This is a genomic window from Nitrosarchaeum koreense MY1 (assembly GCF_000220175.1).
Taxonomy (GTDB): Archaea; Thermoproteota; Nitrososphaeria; order Nitrososphaerales; family Nitrosopumilaceae; genus Nitrosarchaeum; species Nitrosarchaeum koreense.
The window spans coordinates 1,542,653-1,556,668 of the sequence record NZ_AFPU01000001.1 but is presented as its reverse complement, the minus strand read 5'-3'; the positions used below and the strand labels follow the sequence as shown (position 1 = coordinate 1,556,668).

The window sequence follows — 14,016 nt, the reverse complement described above, 5'->3', positions numbered from 1 at the left end:
ATAATAAAAAGTATTTTTTCTAAATTTGAAAATTACATTAAAATTTAAAAAATTAAGTGAAATGTTTTTTATTCTATAAATGATGTTCAATAATCGTGTTCATTAAAATCCGAACCCAGTGATATTGTTGCAATTACTGTATTTTTTGTAGTTTGAAATTTAATATTTTTGTTAGGCATGAATTGATTAAAAATTTCTTTTAGTAATTGTTCGGTGAAAAATGACCAATTCATTCCTAATTCATGTTGAATAATAAAATGATGTAATTCTCCTTCAATTCGATGATCTGATTTCATTCCAGATGCACGCATGTAGTCTTCTAATGTTTCAATACAACGCTTCAAATCATACTTTCCTTTCATAAAAAGAACAGAATCTTTGATAATTGGTAAAACTGATTTAATGATTTCGTTAATATCATCTCCGTTCATTTCAGCACCAAGAGAATCTAAGATTGCTCTTGGAATTGGAATCATTCCAATTTTATTACCAAATCGATCCCAGTTTACATATTTTTCAAGAATTTGTTTTACCAAAACATTTTGTGAAATTTTGTTATTCATTGCTTCTGTTTCTAATTCATGAACAAGATTAGATGGTAGCCGATAAGTAATACTACGAGTTGTTTCTTTTTTTTGAATATCAGATTTATTTTTTGATGGAATAGATTTCATATAGTTTTAATTGAATATGAGTATATAAGATAGATTTGAAATATTACATTTTATTTATTTTTTTTATTAAAGAAAAATTCTTTTTTGTCTTCTAAATCATCTACATATGTATCCATATCTAACTTGAATTCTTCCTCATCTGCATATGCCCGTTCTGCATGTTCACTAATATCTAATCCAGCATCTTCAACTTCTGGCGATACTCTAACTCCTATTAAGAAATCCAAAATTTTCATAATTATCCATGTTCCACAAAAACCAAGAACTGCTGCTACACCAACTCCTATTGCTTGAATTCCTAATTGATCAGGATTTCCAAATAGCAGTCCATTTGGTCCGGCTGGATTAACTAATTTACTAGCAAAGAGTCCAATTGAAAGAGAACCAATAATTCCTGCAACACCGTGAACTGAACTAACGTCTAATGCATCATCTATCTTTAGTTTCTCTTTGAAGATTATAATTCCAGAATAGGATGCAATACCAATTGCTATACCAATAACGAAAGAATGTTCTACACTTACAAATCCTGATGCAGGTGTAATTCCTGCAAGACCTGCAATAGCTCCATTAACTGCTGCAACAACAGAAGGTTTACCTGTTCTCATCCACGATAATCCAACCCAAATTAGTGCAGATACAGAAGATGCCATGTGAGTTACAATAACAGTATTACCTGCTAGAGAACCAGAAGCTAATGCACTACCTGCATTAAATCCAAACCAACCTAACCAAAGGAGTGATGAGCCCACTACCGCCAAAGGTATACTATGAGGAATTTCAATTGCAGGACCAAAGAATCTTCTACGACCAAGTACTATAGCTGCAGCTAGTGCACCCATTCCAACACTTGTATGAATAACTATTCCGCCTGCAAAATCAACAACACCAAGTTCTGCTAACCAACCACCTCCCCATACCCAATGAACAAGTGGATAGTAGATCAGAATAGACCAAGAAGCTATGAAGATGATAAATGAGCTAAATTTCATTCTTTCTGCAATAGTACCAGTTAGAAGTAATGGTGTAATTGCAGCAAACATCAATTGGAATTTTACAAACAATACGCCTGGAATAGTTGGTGCATAATCAAGTGCTTCATCCCATGGAACTCCTTTTAGAAATACCCAATCCATATTTCCAATAAATCCGCCTGATTCATCAGGGCCAAATGATAAACTAAATCCAAAAACAAACCACATTACACTAAGTAAAGCTAATCCAAAGAAGATTTGCATAAAAACAGATACAGCATTTTTCTTTCTCAATAATCCTGATTCAAAAAGTCCAAGGGCAGGTATCATTAAAAGAACTAAACTTCCAGCTACAAGCATCCATGCGGTATCACCTGTATCTATTGGCATGCTAATTTTCAAGTTCTAAAACTAAATAATAATAACGAAATTAGCTAACCATTTGATTATCACTTGATTATCAAAATCTGAAACTATTATTTGTGAAAAACCTTTTAGAAATATCAAATGCTAAGAATTGAAGCACTATTAGGAAATAATGACGTAATGGCGATAAGTGAGGCTTTAAGAAAAATTGAGATTGGGGGTTTAACGGTGGGTAAAGTCAGAGGTAGAGGAAAAAATCCACCTGCAGAAATTCATGCATCTAAAGGAAGTGCCATATTTCAGCCTCAATTCAGTGAAAAATACGTCATAGTAGTAATTATTCCAGAAAGTAAGGAAGAGGAAGTTATCAATATTATTAAAACAAAAGGAAGTGTTGGAAAGATCTTTGTTTCTCCAATATTACGTGCTATAGATATTGGAACTGGAAAGGAAGGAGAAGAAACAATTTAACTAAAAATCATGAAAATTATTTTCATAAATAATTGTAGTGTGTTTTAGCTGTTTTTCAATAGTTGGAAGATATCCCATAATACAATAATTAACAAAACCACTAAATGATTTAATTCTATAATCTGACTGTAATTTTTCTTTATTATCTTCATATATTTTTTCAAGTTTTATTAATGTAAACTTGTGAAGTGGAACTAATCTGCTTCTCTTAGTTTTTGTTTTGGAAGAGAAAAAGATTTTATCAGATTCAAGATCATGTTGTGCACTAAGTGTATTCATATCTACAACTTCTTCCATTTCTGAAATGAAGATTTTTCCTCCTTGATTTTCAGAAAAACCAGATTTCTTAGAAATTAAATTAATAACTTGTCTTGCATCTTTTTCTAAAACAACCAATTCTATTTTGGAAAGTGGAATTGCTTTAACATTAGTTGAACCAGCTTTTGCACCTGATTGTTTATCAAAAATTTTGTTATCTTCTAAATTTCGTTTATCAATAATTGAATATCCCATACTGCTTAGTTCACTAATAATTATAGGATATGTTGAACGCTTGATTATCGCTTCAATTTTTTTCATAAAAAAAATTTGAAAATAGGTTATTTATGTATCTATTTAATTATTATTCATGATTTTCAAAACTATTATCTATGGAGTGACTAAAAACATCAAGAATAATTGAATAATCTGAATAAAATTTGTTTATTGGAATAGAAAAAGGGCTTTATTTACAGATTGAATTAATAAAACATTATAAGAAATCACTACAAGTAAACAATATGGCAATTCCAGAAGATGTTCAAGAATATGTAGAAAAAAATGTCAAATTAATGATATCTCAGACTGAAACTTATCTTCCTTTTATTAAAATAGCATTTCCATATTCACAAAATTTGGCAGATGGTGTTTACAATCTAATTATAGGGAGTGCATTATCTGTCTTTGTAAATCAATATGCAATGAGGATGAAGTACCCATCAGCAGAAGATTTTGCAGATTTTGGAAGATTAACTTTCAAGTATAGGGAACAAATAGATAAATTCTTCAAATAATTATTTTAGAATCTTAATTTAGTAAAGATAAAAAATTATGTAATTATCCAAAATTTAAGAGAGTAATTAAGAAATATTCTATACTTAGAATATAGGTAATCCAATTTTTCGAATACTATCTTTAGATCTATTTTTTGCTCGTTTAGATAATGTTCGTAATAATTTTTGGCTCAAATCTTCTAAAACTTCACTCAAATCAAACCCAATTGATTTGAAAATGAGTGGAGTATGATGTAAAATTATAATCATTACTGTTACTTCAAATTTTCCTTCTTTTTTATTTCCAGTTCTTTGTTGTTTTATTGTAACTCTAGCTTCATGTATTTCAGAGTATACATTCTGTAATCTTTTTAGAATTTTTGCAAATTTTGAATTAATTAATTCTATATTTTCTTGATCATCAGGCATTCCAACAATGTATAACGGAATTTGAGTTTCGAGTTTAGATGCTAGTAAAACAAGTATGTCTCGATAAGTGATAATACCTTGAAGATTATCCCAGAGATTAACTAGACAGCATGTGGTATCTGTTTTTAGCATTAAATTGATAATTTTATTTAAATCATCGTTAGCAGAACATTGTGGAATTCTAGTACTTCCTAAATTACCAATATTAGATTCTAATGCATGAAGAGTTTTTGGGATCATGGATTTTCGTCCTTGTTTTTCAGATGGAATAATTGATTGAAGTATATGGTAGGATGTAAGAACTTGTTTAATTTTTCCCTGATTCAAAACTGGTAAATGATCTATTCTTTTATTAATCATGATTCGTTTTGCGTTGCTAATAGATTCACTAGAAGAGATTATTATGGGATTTTTAGTATAAATCAAGTTAGCTTTAATCCATTTGTTATCCTTTGATGATAGTAATTTGATAATTTGTTTAGACGTCACAACACCGATTATTTGATTTTTATCTACTACAGGTACTTCTTTTATTCTATAATGTGACATAATATTTGCTACTTTCTGGATAGATTCATTTTGTGTAACGTGAGGTATAGGATAAAGAAAGGATTCAATTTTCATTTTATTAATATTTTTAGAATTTAGAAGTGATCTAATATTTGTAGAAAGTACATTTTTATCTTTAAGATAAAAAACATCATAGCAATTATTCTTGGTAATTTTATTGATTACATTTGAAATGGTATCAGTAGGATCTATAGTTGTTGCTTTTGAAATTAGGGATTTCACTTTAATCATTTGAATGTTTTTCATATGTTCATGAATTGTATCGCTAATCATTTTGTTAATCTTATGTAAAAATAATTTAATAGTAAATTAAAGGTATTGTTATATTTTCATCGTTGATATTCATAAATGATTTTTTAGTTGGTGTATTTAACTAATAATATTAATACAAAATTATGAGACTAAAAAATACAGATCTAAATAAAATAATTAAAAAAACCATTACAATTAGTCCAAATGCAAGTATATTAGATGCAAGAGAAATTTTACTTAGACATAACTTAAAACGACTTGTGGTAATAGATTCAAAAAAATGCCCTATCGGAATAATTACAGAAAAAGATATTGCAAAAACTATCTATGCTCTTGGTGACAAACCAATTAAATCTGTCAAAGTCTCTGGTTTTATGTCTAAAAAATTAATCACAGTAAAGAAAACAGATTCAATTTATGATTGTGCTAGATTAATGAAAAAAAATCGTATAGGATCCATCATTGTATTAGGCAATAATGGTATTCTGGAGGGTTTAATTACAAAAACAGATCTTGCATCTATCTTTTTGACACATGCAATTTCACCTCTAAAAGTTTCAAAGATCATGACTAGAAATGTGATCACTGCTATGCCTGGAGATTCATTATTGTATGTAGAAAGTTTGTTAATTCATAATAGAATTTCAAGAATTGTAATTCAGCGAAATAGAATTCCTGTTGGAATTATCACATACAGAGATTTTGTTCCAGCAAAATTACCCTATTGGTTATCTCAATCAGCTGATCCAAAAGAAGTTGAAAATTATAAAATGAATAATCCTAATGAGTTTCAAGTAAATCAAATGAATCATCTTCTTCATTTCAAAGCTGTTGATATAATGTCGTCAAATCCAATTACAATTGAAGCTGGTGAGGATGTTGGAGTAGCTGTATTATTAATGATTAGAAATGGAATTAGCGGATTACCAGTTGTTAAAAAAACAAAACTAGTTGGAATTATCACGAAAGCAGATATCGTAAATGCTATTGCACAAGCCTAGTTTGATTATTATGATTGATAATCTTGATTTGGTGTTAAATCATAAAAATATAGGTTAAAAGTCAATGATTAGAAAAAATATTAAAAAAATACTTGTTCCTATTGATGGTTCTAAAAATTCTATGAGGGGATTGGATGAGGCAATTTATCTTGCAAGACAATGTCATGCAACAATTACAGGATTGTATGTAATTCCAATATATCCAAGAAATTTTAGTGATGCGATAATGCCATATCAGATGCACCTTACAAAATCAGCAAAAAAATTTATGCAATCTTCAAAGACTAGATGTGCAGAAAAAGGAATTGTGTTTAAATCTAAAATAATTTTTGGAAGTCCAAGTATAGAAATTAATGAAATGGCAAAAGGATTTGATATTATTGTTATCGGATCTAGAGGTCAAAGTGGATTAAAAGAAATTTTCTTAGGTAGTGTTGCAAATGCTGTGGTACACAAATCAAAAATTCCGGTATTAGTCATAAAGTAGTGATCATAATGTTTTCAAAAATGCTAACCAAAATCCTTGTTCCATATGATGGTTCTAAATATTCAATAAAAGCATTAACTAGAGTTATAGAGCTTGCACATAATCTTGATTCAGAGATTTTTCTATTTTCTGTCATTTATCTAGATTATATTTCACCACCTGGAATGTTAGGATTAACTAAACTAAAATCTGAAAAAGAGACTATAAAAAAATGGAGAGAGTCGGTTATGGCATATTCAGAAAAAATGCTAAAAATAGCAATTAAAAGATGCAATGAGAAAGGGATTTCTGCATCATATCATATTACATGTGGTAATGTCACAAATGAAATTTTGAAATTTGCAAAAAGAAAGAATATTTCATTAATAGTAATTGGTAGTCATGGTTTACATGGAATTGGTAAATTAAAAACATTAGGAAGTACTAGTAGAAAAGTTTCAGAATTAGCTAAATGCCCAGTATTATTAGTTAGATAATTCTTAGACTAATTCTCCAAGAAAATGAACAACTTTGTTTACAACAATTACTGTTCTATCTTTAGGAACATGAAATAATTTTTCTGAATTGTCCGATGTTTCAATTATCAATTTAGAATAAGGATCTTTAAGTGATTTGTATAAAACTCCTTTATCTCCTACTGATTGAGACCAATTTGTACCTTGTAAAAACGAAATTGATTCAAATTTAATAACATGATATGAAAAAACCATGTTTAAACTCAAAAATTCTCTTTTTCCATTCTAGTAATAATTTGATCACAGATTCTCCTCATTTCTGAATCAGAACCAACACTACAAATTTTTACTAAGTCTGTAGTTGTAACAATTCCAATAATGTGGTTATCTTTTTTGACAGGTAATTTGTGAATATTATTTATTTTCATAATTTGGGCAGCTTCCCATACTGTTTCATTTGAGTCTATTTCAATCAACGGTGAAGACATTACTTCTTCTAATACTGTAGATAGTGGTTTTTCTTTAGCAGTTATGCGTTTAACGAAATCTCTTTCGGTTAAAATTCCTACAGGTAACTGATTTTTAGTTACAATTATGCAACCAATGTTCTTTTCATCCATTAATTTTGCAGCATCTTTAATTGAAGTAGACACGTCTAGTGTGGCTAAATCATTAATCATTACATCTTTTACAAATGTATGTGCCATGTTATTTTCTATGATTTTCTTTTTATAAATAAGATCCTTATTTTCATGCAAGAAAGTAACTGAATAATTGATTATTTTACAATTAACACTGGAATTTTTGATTTGTGTAAAACATAATTGGATGTACTTCCTAGAAAAGTCTCTTTAATAGAACTCATTCCTCTAGATCCGATAACAATAATATCATATGCTTTGTTCTCTGCATAGTTTATGATTTTTGGCCCTTCGTCACCATAAGCAATATCATCATCAAAAAGAATGCCATTTTGTCCACAACGTATTTTCGCTTTTGACATAAATTTTGAAGCGTTATTCAGTAAATATTTTTCCAGATAAGAAATTTGTGAATCTGTTAAGGGTTTTGCTATTGGAATTACATACAATCCTGTAATTGTTGCATGACATTGTCTTGCAAGATAAATTGCCTCATCCAATCCCCTCATAGAATTTTTAGAACCATCAATAGGAACAAGTATTTTTTTAATATCTTTCATAATTAACTAATAAAAGAACTGAAATTAAGAGTATCACAACATTATCGAGTTTGATTTTCAACTATGAAATTGTACATAGCCACTATATACAGAAAATTCAATAATAATTTGAAAATGACTGATGCAGATAAAATTACGGTTAGAGACATTATGACAAAATCTGTGATTGCAGTAGATTCTACAATTACTGTAAATGAAGCGGCAAAATTAATGGAAGATGTAAAAGTGGGAGCTATCATAGTTATGGAAAATAATACACCTGTAGGAATAATTACAGATAGAGATTTTGCAGTAAAGATTGTAGCTCATGCTTATCAAATTACGACTCCAGTAAAACAGATTATGTCAACTCCTCTAATTGCAATAGGTCCTGATGAATCAGTGTGGATGGTAGCTGATCTAATGTATACTAGAGGTATTCGTAAACTACCAATTATAGAAGATGATAAAGTTATAGGAATTATCACTGCTACAGATCTAGTAAATCGTCTTGCAATATCAACAGATGAAGATATTAGAAAAATGTATCATGAATCAGTGATCAAAGTTTACAAACAATATAGCCCATACAATTGATTAACCATTTACTATAGTAGACATTAATGATCTTCCACCAACTAATGCACCAATAGATAAACCAACATTTGCAACAAGATTAATAGCTAAAGTACCATAATGATGATTATCAAACAGATTACTAGAATCTAACGCAAAAGATGACATTGTAGTAAGTGAACCACAGAAACCTACTGCAGCTAGTAGTGAATATCTCCCATCAAGATTCCACTGTTCTGATATAACGATAAACATGCCTAAGACAAATGCTCCAATAATATTAACAATCAAAACATTAAGAGGTAATGAATTAAACAGCAGTGGTGATTCTGTTATTTTATATCTTAGAAAAGCTCCAAGCACGGATCCGACTGCTAAAAATACAAATTCTAAACCTTTCATGTACCTCTAATTTTTAGATTATTAGATATAATTAGTGTGAAAGTTGATTTTTCATCCAATTAAGACAGTAATTTGTTATTCTGAATGCTAAACTGAGGATTTTTATAGCTTTGATAATTTTTGCACAATGAATGACGCTGAAACTAAGATGTCAAGATTATGGATTTGAGTGTGAATTCGTTTTGGATGGAGAGAAAAACATCACACTCCTTGAAAAACTACGACAACATTTTGAAGAGGAACATGGTATCGAGTATACTACTGAAGCAATCACTCAAATGATTGTTAATCGTGGTCACTCTTTAGAATCTATACGAAAAGAATAGTCTCTAATTTTTAAAAAATTTATTTTTAACATTTATTAAAAAGTATTTTCTATAGCAAATAGAATTTATTCTAAACAAAATTAGAGGAATTTTTTGAAGTTAAAATTGTCTTTTTGTATTAAAATTACCTGTTTCAATTTATTTTTATTTTATGAATGTATATTATACATAACAGTGTTAGAAGATTATTCAAATAATTATGATGTCAAGTGTAAACTAGACACTTGCAAAACCTATCCCATAATTACTGATTCAGAAAGAGGTGAAATGTTTTGTGGGGGATGCGGTATTGTTCTAGTGCAAAACATATCTGATACTTCAAATGAAGGAAATGGGTATGGCCAGGAAGATTTTTTAAAATTATCAAGAACTGGTCCTGCAACATCATTAACTATGTATGACAGAGGATTATCAAGTGTAATTGGAGCAAACAAAGACTCTTCAGGTAATACCTTATCAAATAAAACAAAATATGACTTTAAGAGACTTCGTACATGGGATCAAAGAAGCAAATCTAGATCAACTGTCTCACTAAGCAAAGCTTTTACTATATTAAATGGAATGAAGACAAAATTAGGAATACCAGATAGTGTAGTTGAAAATGCAGCTTATATTTATAGAAAAATTTCAAGTGCCAAACTAACTAGGGGTAGAACTATGGCTTCATTAGTTTCTGCGTCTTTGTATGCAGCATGTAGAGAAAATAACATTCCTAGAACATTAGATGATATTGCAATTGCTGGAAATACAGAGAGAAGAATCTTATCAAGAGATTTGAGAACGATTATCAAAAAACTAGGATTAAATCTAAATCAATATGATACATCATCGTTTATTTCTAAAATTTCAAATAATATGAATTTGAAAGAAAAAACAAAACGCGATGCGTTTGATATCTTAAAACGTTGTGAAATAAAAGAAATTACTGCAGGTAAACATCCTGTAGCACAAGCAGCTGCTTCTCTGTATATTTCATGTATAATTAATAATGAGAAAATTAGTCAGAAGAAATTTGCAGAGGCATCTGGAGTAAGTGATGTTACCATAAGAAATAGAGTTGTCTTAATTAAAAAAACATTAAAAATAATGGAATAAAAATAGACTATTAATTAAAAAATTTATTTATTTAAAGAAATCAAACTCTTGATCTCTTTTTTGTTTAGGTAGATCTTCCATAACTGCTTGTACGACCTCATTATGATTATACGTGAGGTGTCGTAAAAATTTTGCAGACTCGTCAGCTCTTTTCTTTGCATCAGCAAATAGCATTTCAGGACTACTTAATTCGGCCATCATTGTATTACATTCTTGGCATGGATTAAAGTCAAGATATAGCTTCATTGATTTGTATGATCTCCCTTAGTATTTAGACTATTTTATGGATTGTGGAATAGGAACATCTCTTCCAGGCTTTACCTTATTGATTGAATCGAGTAGATCTTCTTGTGATATCTTGATTTCTTTTACATTCTTTGATTTTCCACTCACATATCTCTTTAAAGCAGTAATTGCTGCTCTATTTGCTACAGCTGCAATTTCTGCACCACTAAAACCATCTGTTAATTCTACTAGTTTTGCAATACTTACATCACTAGCAAGGGGTTTCTTTTTAGTGTGAATCTCAAAGATATGTTGTCTTCCTTTTGAGTCAGGGGTTGGAACTTCTATGATTCTATCAAATCTTCCAGGCCTTAGTAATGCTTCGTCTATGATATCTAATCGGTTTGTTGCACCAATGATCAATACATTGTGTAATTCTTCAAGCCCATCAATTTCAGTTAAAATTTGTGAGACTACATTTTCTGTAACATGTGAGCTCGAATCTCCACTTCCTCTTCGTGGTACAAGTGCATCAACTTCATCTAAGAAGATAATACATGGCGCTGCTTGTCGTGCTTTCCTGAAAATTTCTCTAACTCCTTTTTCAGATTCACCAACCCATTTTGAAAGGAGTTCAGGACCTTTAATGCTGATAAAGTTTGATTCTGTCATTTTAGCAAGTGCTTTTGCAATCAAAGTTTTACCTGTTCCAGGTGGACCATGAAGTAGAATTCCCTTTGGACTTTCTACATTAACATAATCAAACGCTTCTTTGTATTTCATAGGCCATTCAACAGCCTCTAAAAGTTCTTCTTTTAGTTTATCTAAACCGCCAACATCATCCCAACTAACATCTGGAATTTGGATTTGTACTTCTCTAAGTGCACTTGGCCTAACTTCTTTTAATGCATCTCTGAAATCTTCACTTGTGATTTTTATTTTTTGAAGAATTTCAGATGAAATTTTTTCTTCATCAAGATCAATATCAGGAAGAATTCTTCGAAGAGATCTCATTGCAGCTTCTTTGGATAATACTTCTAAATCAGCTCCTACAAATCCATGCGTAATTTTTGAAATTTGTTTAAGATCTACTTTTTCATCAATTGGCATTCCACGTGTATGAATTGAGAGAATGTCAAACCTACCTTCAGTATCTGGAATTCCAATTTCTATCTCTCTATCAAATCTGCCCGGTCTTCTAAGTGCTGGATCTATAGAATCTGGTCTGTTAGTAGCTGCAATAACTACTACTTTTCCTCTAGATTTCATTCCATCCATTAATGTCAATAGTTGTGAAACTATTCTTTTCTCTACTTCACCAGACACTTCATCTCTTTTTGGAGCAATAGAATCAATCTCATCTATGAAGATTATACTAGGTGCATTTTCCTCAGCCTGTGAGAAAATTTCTCTAATTTTTTCTTCACTTTCTCCATAATATTTTCCCATAATCTCTGGACCACTAAGTGAAATGAAATGAGCGTTTGTTTCTCCAGCTACGGCTTTTGCAAGTAAAGTCTTTCCTGTTCCAGGTGGACCGTATAACAATACACCTTTTGGTGCTTCTACGCCTATTTTTTCAAATAATTCAGGATGCCTCATTGGTAGTTCTACCATTTCACGAATTTTTCTAACTTCGTTTTTTAAACCACCTAATTCATCATAAGTTATTCTTGGCACATTAGTGTCAACTGCTTTTGTCATAGAACCGAGTTTGAATATTGTACTTTCTGTTACAATTACTGGTTTTGATGGTTTTGTACTAGTTACAATAAATTGAATTTTTCCTCCCATTTGAGTTGGAAGTTGAATTGAATCATGAACTGTAAATACATGATTTTGAAAATTTGTAATCATAACATCATGTAATTGTTCTTCATCAATAGCTAATTTTTCAGTTGGAGATAAAGTAATTTGTTCTGCGTCTGCAGCTTCTACTGATTTTATAGAAATTTTATCACCAATTCCAGCTCCAATATTTTGTCTAGTCATTCCATCAATTTTGATAACACCAGTACCATATTCTTCAGTTGAACCAGGCCAAAGTTTTACATGTGTTTTTTTATTATATGTTAATTCTAAGATTTGTCCTGGTTTCCATTTAGTTTCTTCAATAATTTTAGGATCAACTATAGCTCTTCCTCTACCAATATGTTGTTGTGGAATTTCAACAATTTTTAAAATAATTTCATCCATGTTTTTCTCCAAAATTTAGGGAGGTTTATTCAACCTCCACTTTTTTGCCTTTTGGTTTTGTATCTTCAATCAATTTGAAGACAAGTTCAAGAATTCCATTTTTGTATGAAGCTTTGGCAGAGTTTTCATCAACTTTATGGTTGATTGGAACTTTTGTATGGTATTTCTTTTCACCATGTTCTGCAGAAATATCTACTAATTGGTCTTGGACCAAAATTTTAACATCTGTCTTTTCAACTCCCGGCATTTCTGCTACAAGTTTCACTTGTTTTTCTTTTTCATCGACAATTACATCTACAATTGGTTCTCTATTATCAGATGTAGGAAGTAATCCTGGTTTTACGTTTCCATATTCTTTTAGAACCGGTTTTCCATTAGGACCAACGGTCATTGTATAACCATAATAAATTGGGCCAGCATTGGAATCACTTTTCTTGAATTCTTCAAATATGTCATCTATATCAAAAAATGAGCCTGACATTCTCTTGAAGATTCTATCAAATTCATCATCAAACATTGTCATATTTATCTACTATATGTAATATACATTACATTATATAAATATTATGTATTATTTTGTAATATATTACATAATATTATTATATCTGACATAGTATAATTATGCCTGATGAGAAATTCAAGTATGTCTATACCTGAATTAGTTAGGGAGATTATTACTAGAAATCGTTCAATTTATGATTGCATGAAAATGGATTTGATTAATTATACAGCATTAGCTGTGAAGATTCAACCCGAGATTGAAAGAATTTTGGGCAGTACTGTAAATCTCAATACTATTGTAGTTGCTATAAAACGATATGCAGATTCGTTTGAAATTAAAGAGAATATCAGGGATGAGAGTGTTTTGAAGAATGCAAGGCTTTCGTTAACAGATGGAATCATGGATATCAAATTTTCTATGAAAGATTTTGCTGAAATGGATACAATGTCAATTTTAGATAAATTCTCAAAAATTACTAATAATTATGAATTTTTTAGGATGTCTGATTCATTTAGATTCCTTACAGAGGATATAGAAAGTATAAGGCAAATTTTTGAAAACGTACCAAATAATGAAAGTATGTTTAGTACCGGTCTTGCAAAGATTAGAATTTCAATTCCAAGTAATCAAAATCAATCAGATGTGGTATCTTATGTTGCAGAGATCTTACATGATAATGGAATAGAACTTGTAAATGCATTTTTCAGTCAAGAGAGTATAATTATAATTCTAAATGAAAAAGATGCCTCAAGGGCGTATGAGATACTTCACTCAGACATAGTCAAAATTTCATAAATTCAAAAA

Annotated in this window: 20 protein-coding genes; 9 read left to right on the top strand and 11 right to left on the bottom strand. The window is 30.1% G+C overall.

The genetic code is table 11. The features are described 5' to 3' along the window. Positions 1-86 precede the first annotated feature (86 nt). A complete protein-coding gene (locus MY1_RS09065; protein ID WP_007551716.1) occupies positions 87-674 on the bottom strand; it encodes a hypothetical protein in 588 nt (195 codons plus the stop codon). Between the two features lie 50 nt (positions 675-724). Next, positions 725-2,038, bottom strand: coding sequence for an ammonium transporter (locus MY1_RS09060; protein ID WP_007551715.1), 1,314 nt, complete (start codon positions 2,036-2,038; stop codon positions 725-727). 117 nt (positions 2,039-2,155) lie between these two features. Between MY1_RS09060 and MY1_RS09055 the strand changes: the two genes are divergently transcribed. Next, the gene (locus MY1_RS09055; RefSeq protein ID WP_007551714.1) at positions 2,156-2,485 is read left to right on the top strand and encodes a P-II family nitrogen regulator; all 330 of its coding nucleotides are present in this window, start codon (positions 2,156-2,158) and stop codon (positions 2,483-2,485) included. On the opposite strand, the gene MY1_RS09050 is transcribed toward MY1_RS09055, so the two are convergent. Further along, entirely contained in the window at positions 2,486-3,064 is a 579-nt protein-coding gene (locus MY1_RS09050) for a P-II family nitrogen regulator (protein ID WP_048110192.1), read from the bottom strand. 200 nt (positions 3,065-3,264) lie between these two features. On the opposite strand from MY1_RS09050, the gene MY1_RS09045 reads away from it, so the two are divergent. Continuing rightward, the gene (locus MY1_RS09045; RefSeq protein ID WP_048110593.1) at positions 3,265-3,537 is read left to right on the top strand and encodes a hypothetical protein; all 273 of its coding nucleotides are present in this window, start codon (positions 3,265-3,267) and stop codon (positions 3,535-3,537) included. Between the two features lie 84 nt (positions 3,538-3,621). Here the strand turns inward: MY1_RS09045 and MY1_RS09040 are convergent, their stop codons facing one another. After that, the gene (locus MY1_RS09040) at positions 3,622-4,788 is read right to left on the bottom strand and encodes a CBS domain-containing protein (protein ID WP_007551711.1); all 1,167 of its coding nucleotides are present in this window, start codon (positions 4,786-4,788) and stop codon (positions 3,622-3,624) included. 122 nt (positions 4,789-4,910) lie between these two features. On the opposite strand from MY1_RS09040, the gene MY1_RS09035 reads away from it, so the two are divergent. The 3 genes from MY1_RS09035 (at position 4,911) to MY1_RS09025 (ending at position 6,731) form a co-directional block, all read left to right on the top strand. Then, positions 4,911-5,768, top strand: coding sequence for a CBS domain-containing protein (locus tag MY1_RS09035; protein WP_007551710.1), 858 nt, complete (start codon positions 4,911-4,913; stop codon positions 5,766-5,768). Between the two features lie 64 nt (positions 5,769-5,832). Next, the gene (locus tag MY1_RS09030) at positions 5,833-6,255 is read left to right on the top strand and encodes a universal stress protein (RefSeq protein ID WP_007551708.1); all 423 of its coding nucleotides are present in this window, start codon (positions 5,833-5,835) and stop codon (positions 6,253-6,255) included. A 20-nt stretch (positions 6,256-6,275) separates the two neighbouring features. Beyond that, positions 6,276-6,731: a universal stress protein gene (locus tag MY1_RS09025; protein ID WP_237698831.1), complete on the top strand. Its 456-nt coding sequence runs from the start codon at positions 6,276-6,278 to the stop codon at positions 6,729-6,731. Positions 6,732-6,734: 3 nt separating this feature from the next. On the opposite strand, the gene MY1_RS09020 is transcribed toward MY1_RS09025, so the two are convergent. The 3 genes from MY1_RS09020 to MY1_RS09010 form a co-directional block, all read right to left on the bottom strand. Then, positions 6,735-6,965, bottom strand: coding sequence for a hypothetical protein (locus MY1_RS09020; protein WP_007551705.1), 231 nt, complete (start codon positions 6,963-6,965; stop codon positions 6,735-6,737). Between the two features lie 8 nt (positions 6,966-6,973). After that, positions 6,974-7,417, bottom strand: coding sequence for a CBS domain-containing protein (locus MY1_RS09015; RefSeq protein WP_048110591.1), 444 nt, complete (start codon positions 7,415-7,417; stop codon positions 6,974-6,976). Positions 7,418-7,488: 71 nt separating this feature from the next. Further along, entirely contained in the window at positions 7,489-7,911 is a 423-nt protein-coding gene (locus MY1_RS09010; protein ID WP_007551703.1) for a universal stress protein, read from the bottom strand. 114 nt (positions 7,912-8,025) lie between these two features. On the opposite strand from MY1_RS09010, the gene MY1_RS09005 reads away from it, so the two are divergent. Further along, positions 8,026-8,487 (top strand): CBS domain-containing protein, encoded by a 462-nt coding sequence (locus MY1_RS09005; protein WP_048110587.1) that lies wholly within the window; start codon positions 8,026-8,028, stop codon positions 8,485-8,487. On the opposite strand, the gene crcB is transcribed toward MY1_RS09005, so the two are convergent. After that, positions 8,488-8,868, bottom strand: coding sequence for a fluoride efflux transporter CrcB (gene crcB, locus MY1_RS09000; RefSeq protein ID WP_048110187.1), 381 nt, complete (start codon positions 8,866-8,868; stop codon positions 8,488-8,490). A 131-nt stretch (positions 8,869-8,999) separates the two neighbouring features. On the opposite strand from crcB, the gene MY1_RS08995 reads away from it, so the two are divergent. Beyond that, positions 9,000-9,194, top strand: coding sequence for a DUF1059 domain-containing protein (locus tag MY1_RS08995; protein WP_048110180.1), 195 nt, complete (start codon positions 9,000-9,002; stop codon positions 9,192-9,194). Positions 9,195-9,368: 174 nt separating this feature from the next. Further along, positions 9,369-10,289, top strand: coding sequence for a transcription initiation factor IIB (locus MY1_RS08990; RefSeq protein ID WP_007551697.1), 921 nt, complete (start codon positions 9,369-9,371; stop codon positions 10,287-10,289). Between the two features lie 27 nt (positions 10,290-10,316). Here MY1_RS08990 and MY1_RS08985 read toward each other — a convergent pair whose 3' ends face one another. The 3 genes from MY1_RS08985 to hsp20 are packed head-to-tail and all read right to left on the bottom strand — an operon-like array spanning position 10,317 to position 13,233. Further along, positions 10,317-10,535, bottom strand: coding sequence for a hypothetical protein (locus MY1_RS08985; protein ID WP_048110178.1), 219 nt, complete (start codon positions 10,533-10,535; stop codon positions 10,317-10,319). 30 nt (positions 10,536-10,565) lie between these two features. Beyond that, positions 10,566-12,710 (bottom strand): CDC48 family AAA ATPase, encoded by a 2,145-nt coding sequence (locus MY1_RS08980; RefSeq protein WP_007551695.1) that lies wholly within the window; start codon positions 12,708-12,710, stop codon positions 10,566-10,568. Positions 12,711-12,735: 25 nt separating this feature from the next. Beyond that, positions 12,736-13,233, bottom strand: coding sequence for an archaeal heat shock protein Hsp20 (gene hsp20, locus MY1_RS08975; RefSeq protein WP_007551694.1), 498 nt, complete (start codon positions 13,231-13,233; stop codon positions 12,736-12,738). A 120-nt stretch (positions 13,234-13,353) separates the two neighbouring features. On the opposite strand from hsp20, the gene MY1_RS08970 reads away from it, so the two are divergent. After that, positions 13,354-14,007 (top strand): ACT domain-containing protein, encoded by a 654-nt coding sequence (locus MY1_RS08970; protein ID WP_007551693.1) that lies wholly within the window; start codon positions 13,354-13,356, stop codon positions 14,005-14,007. The last annotated feature ends 9 nt before the right edge of the window (positions 14,008-14,016 follow it).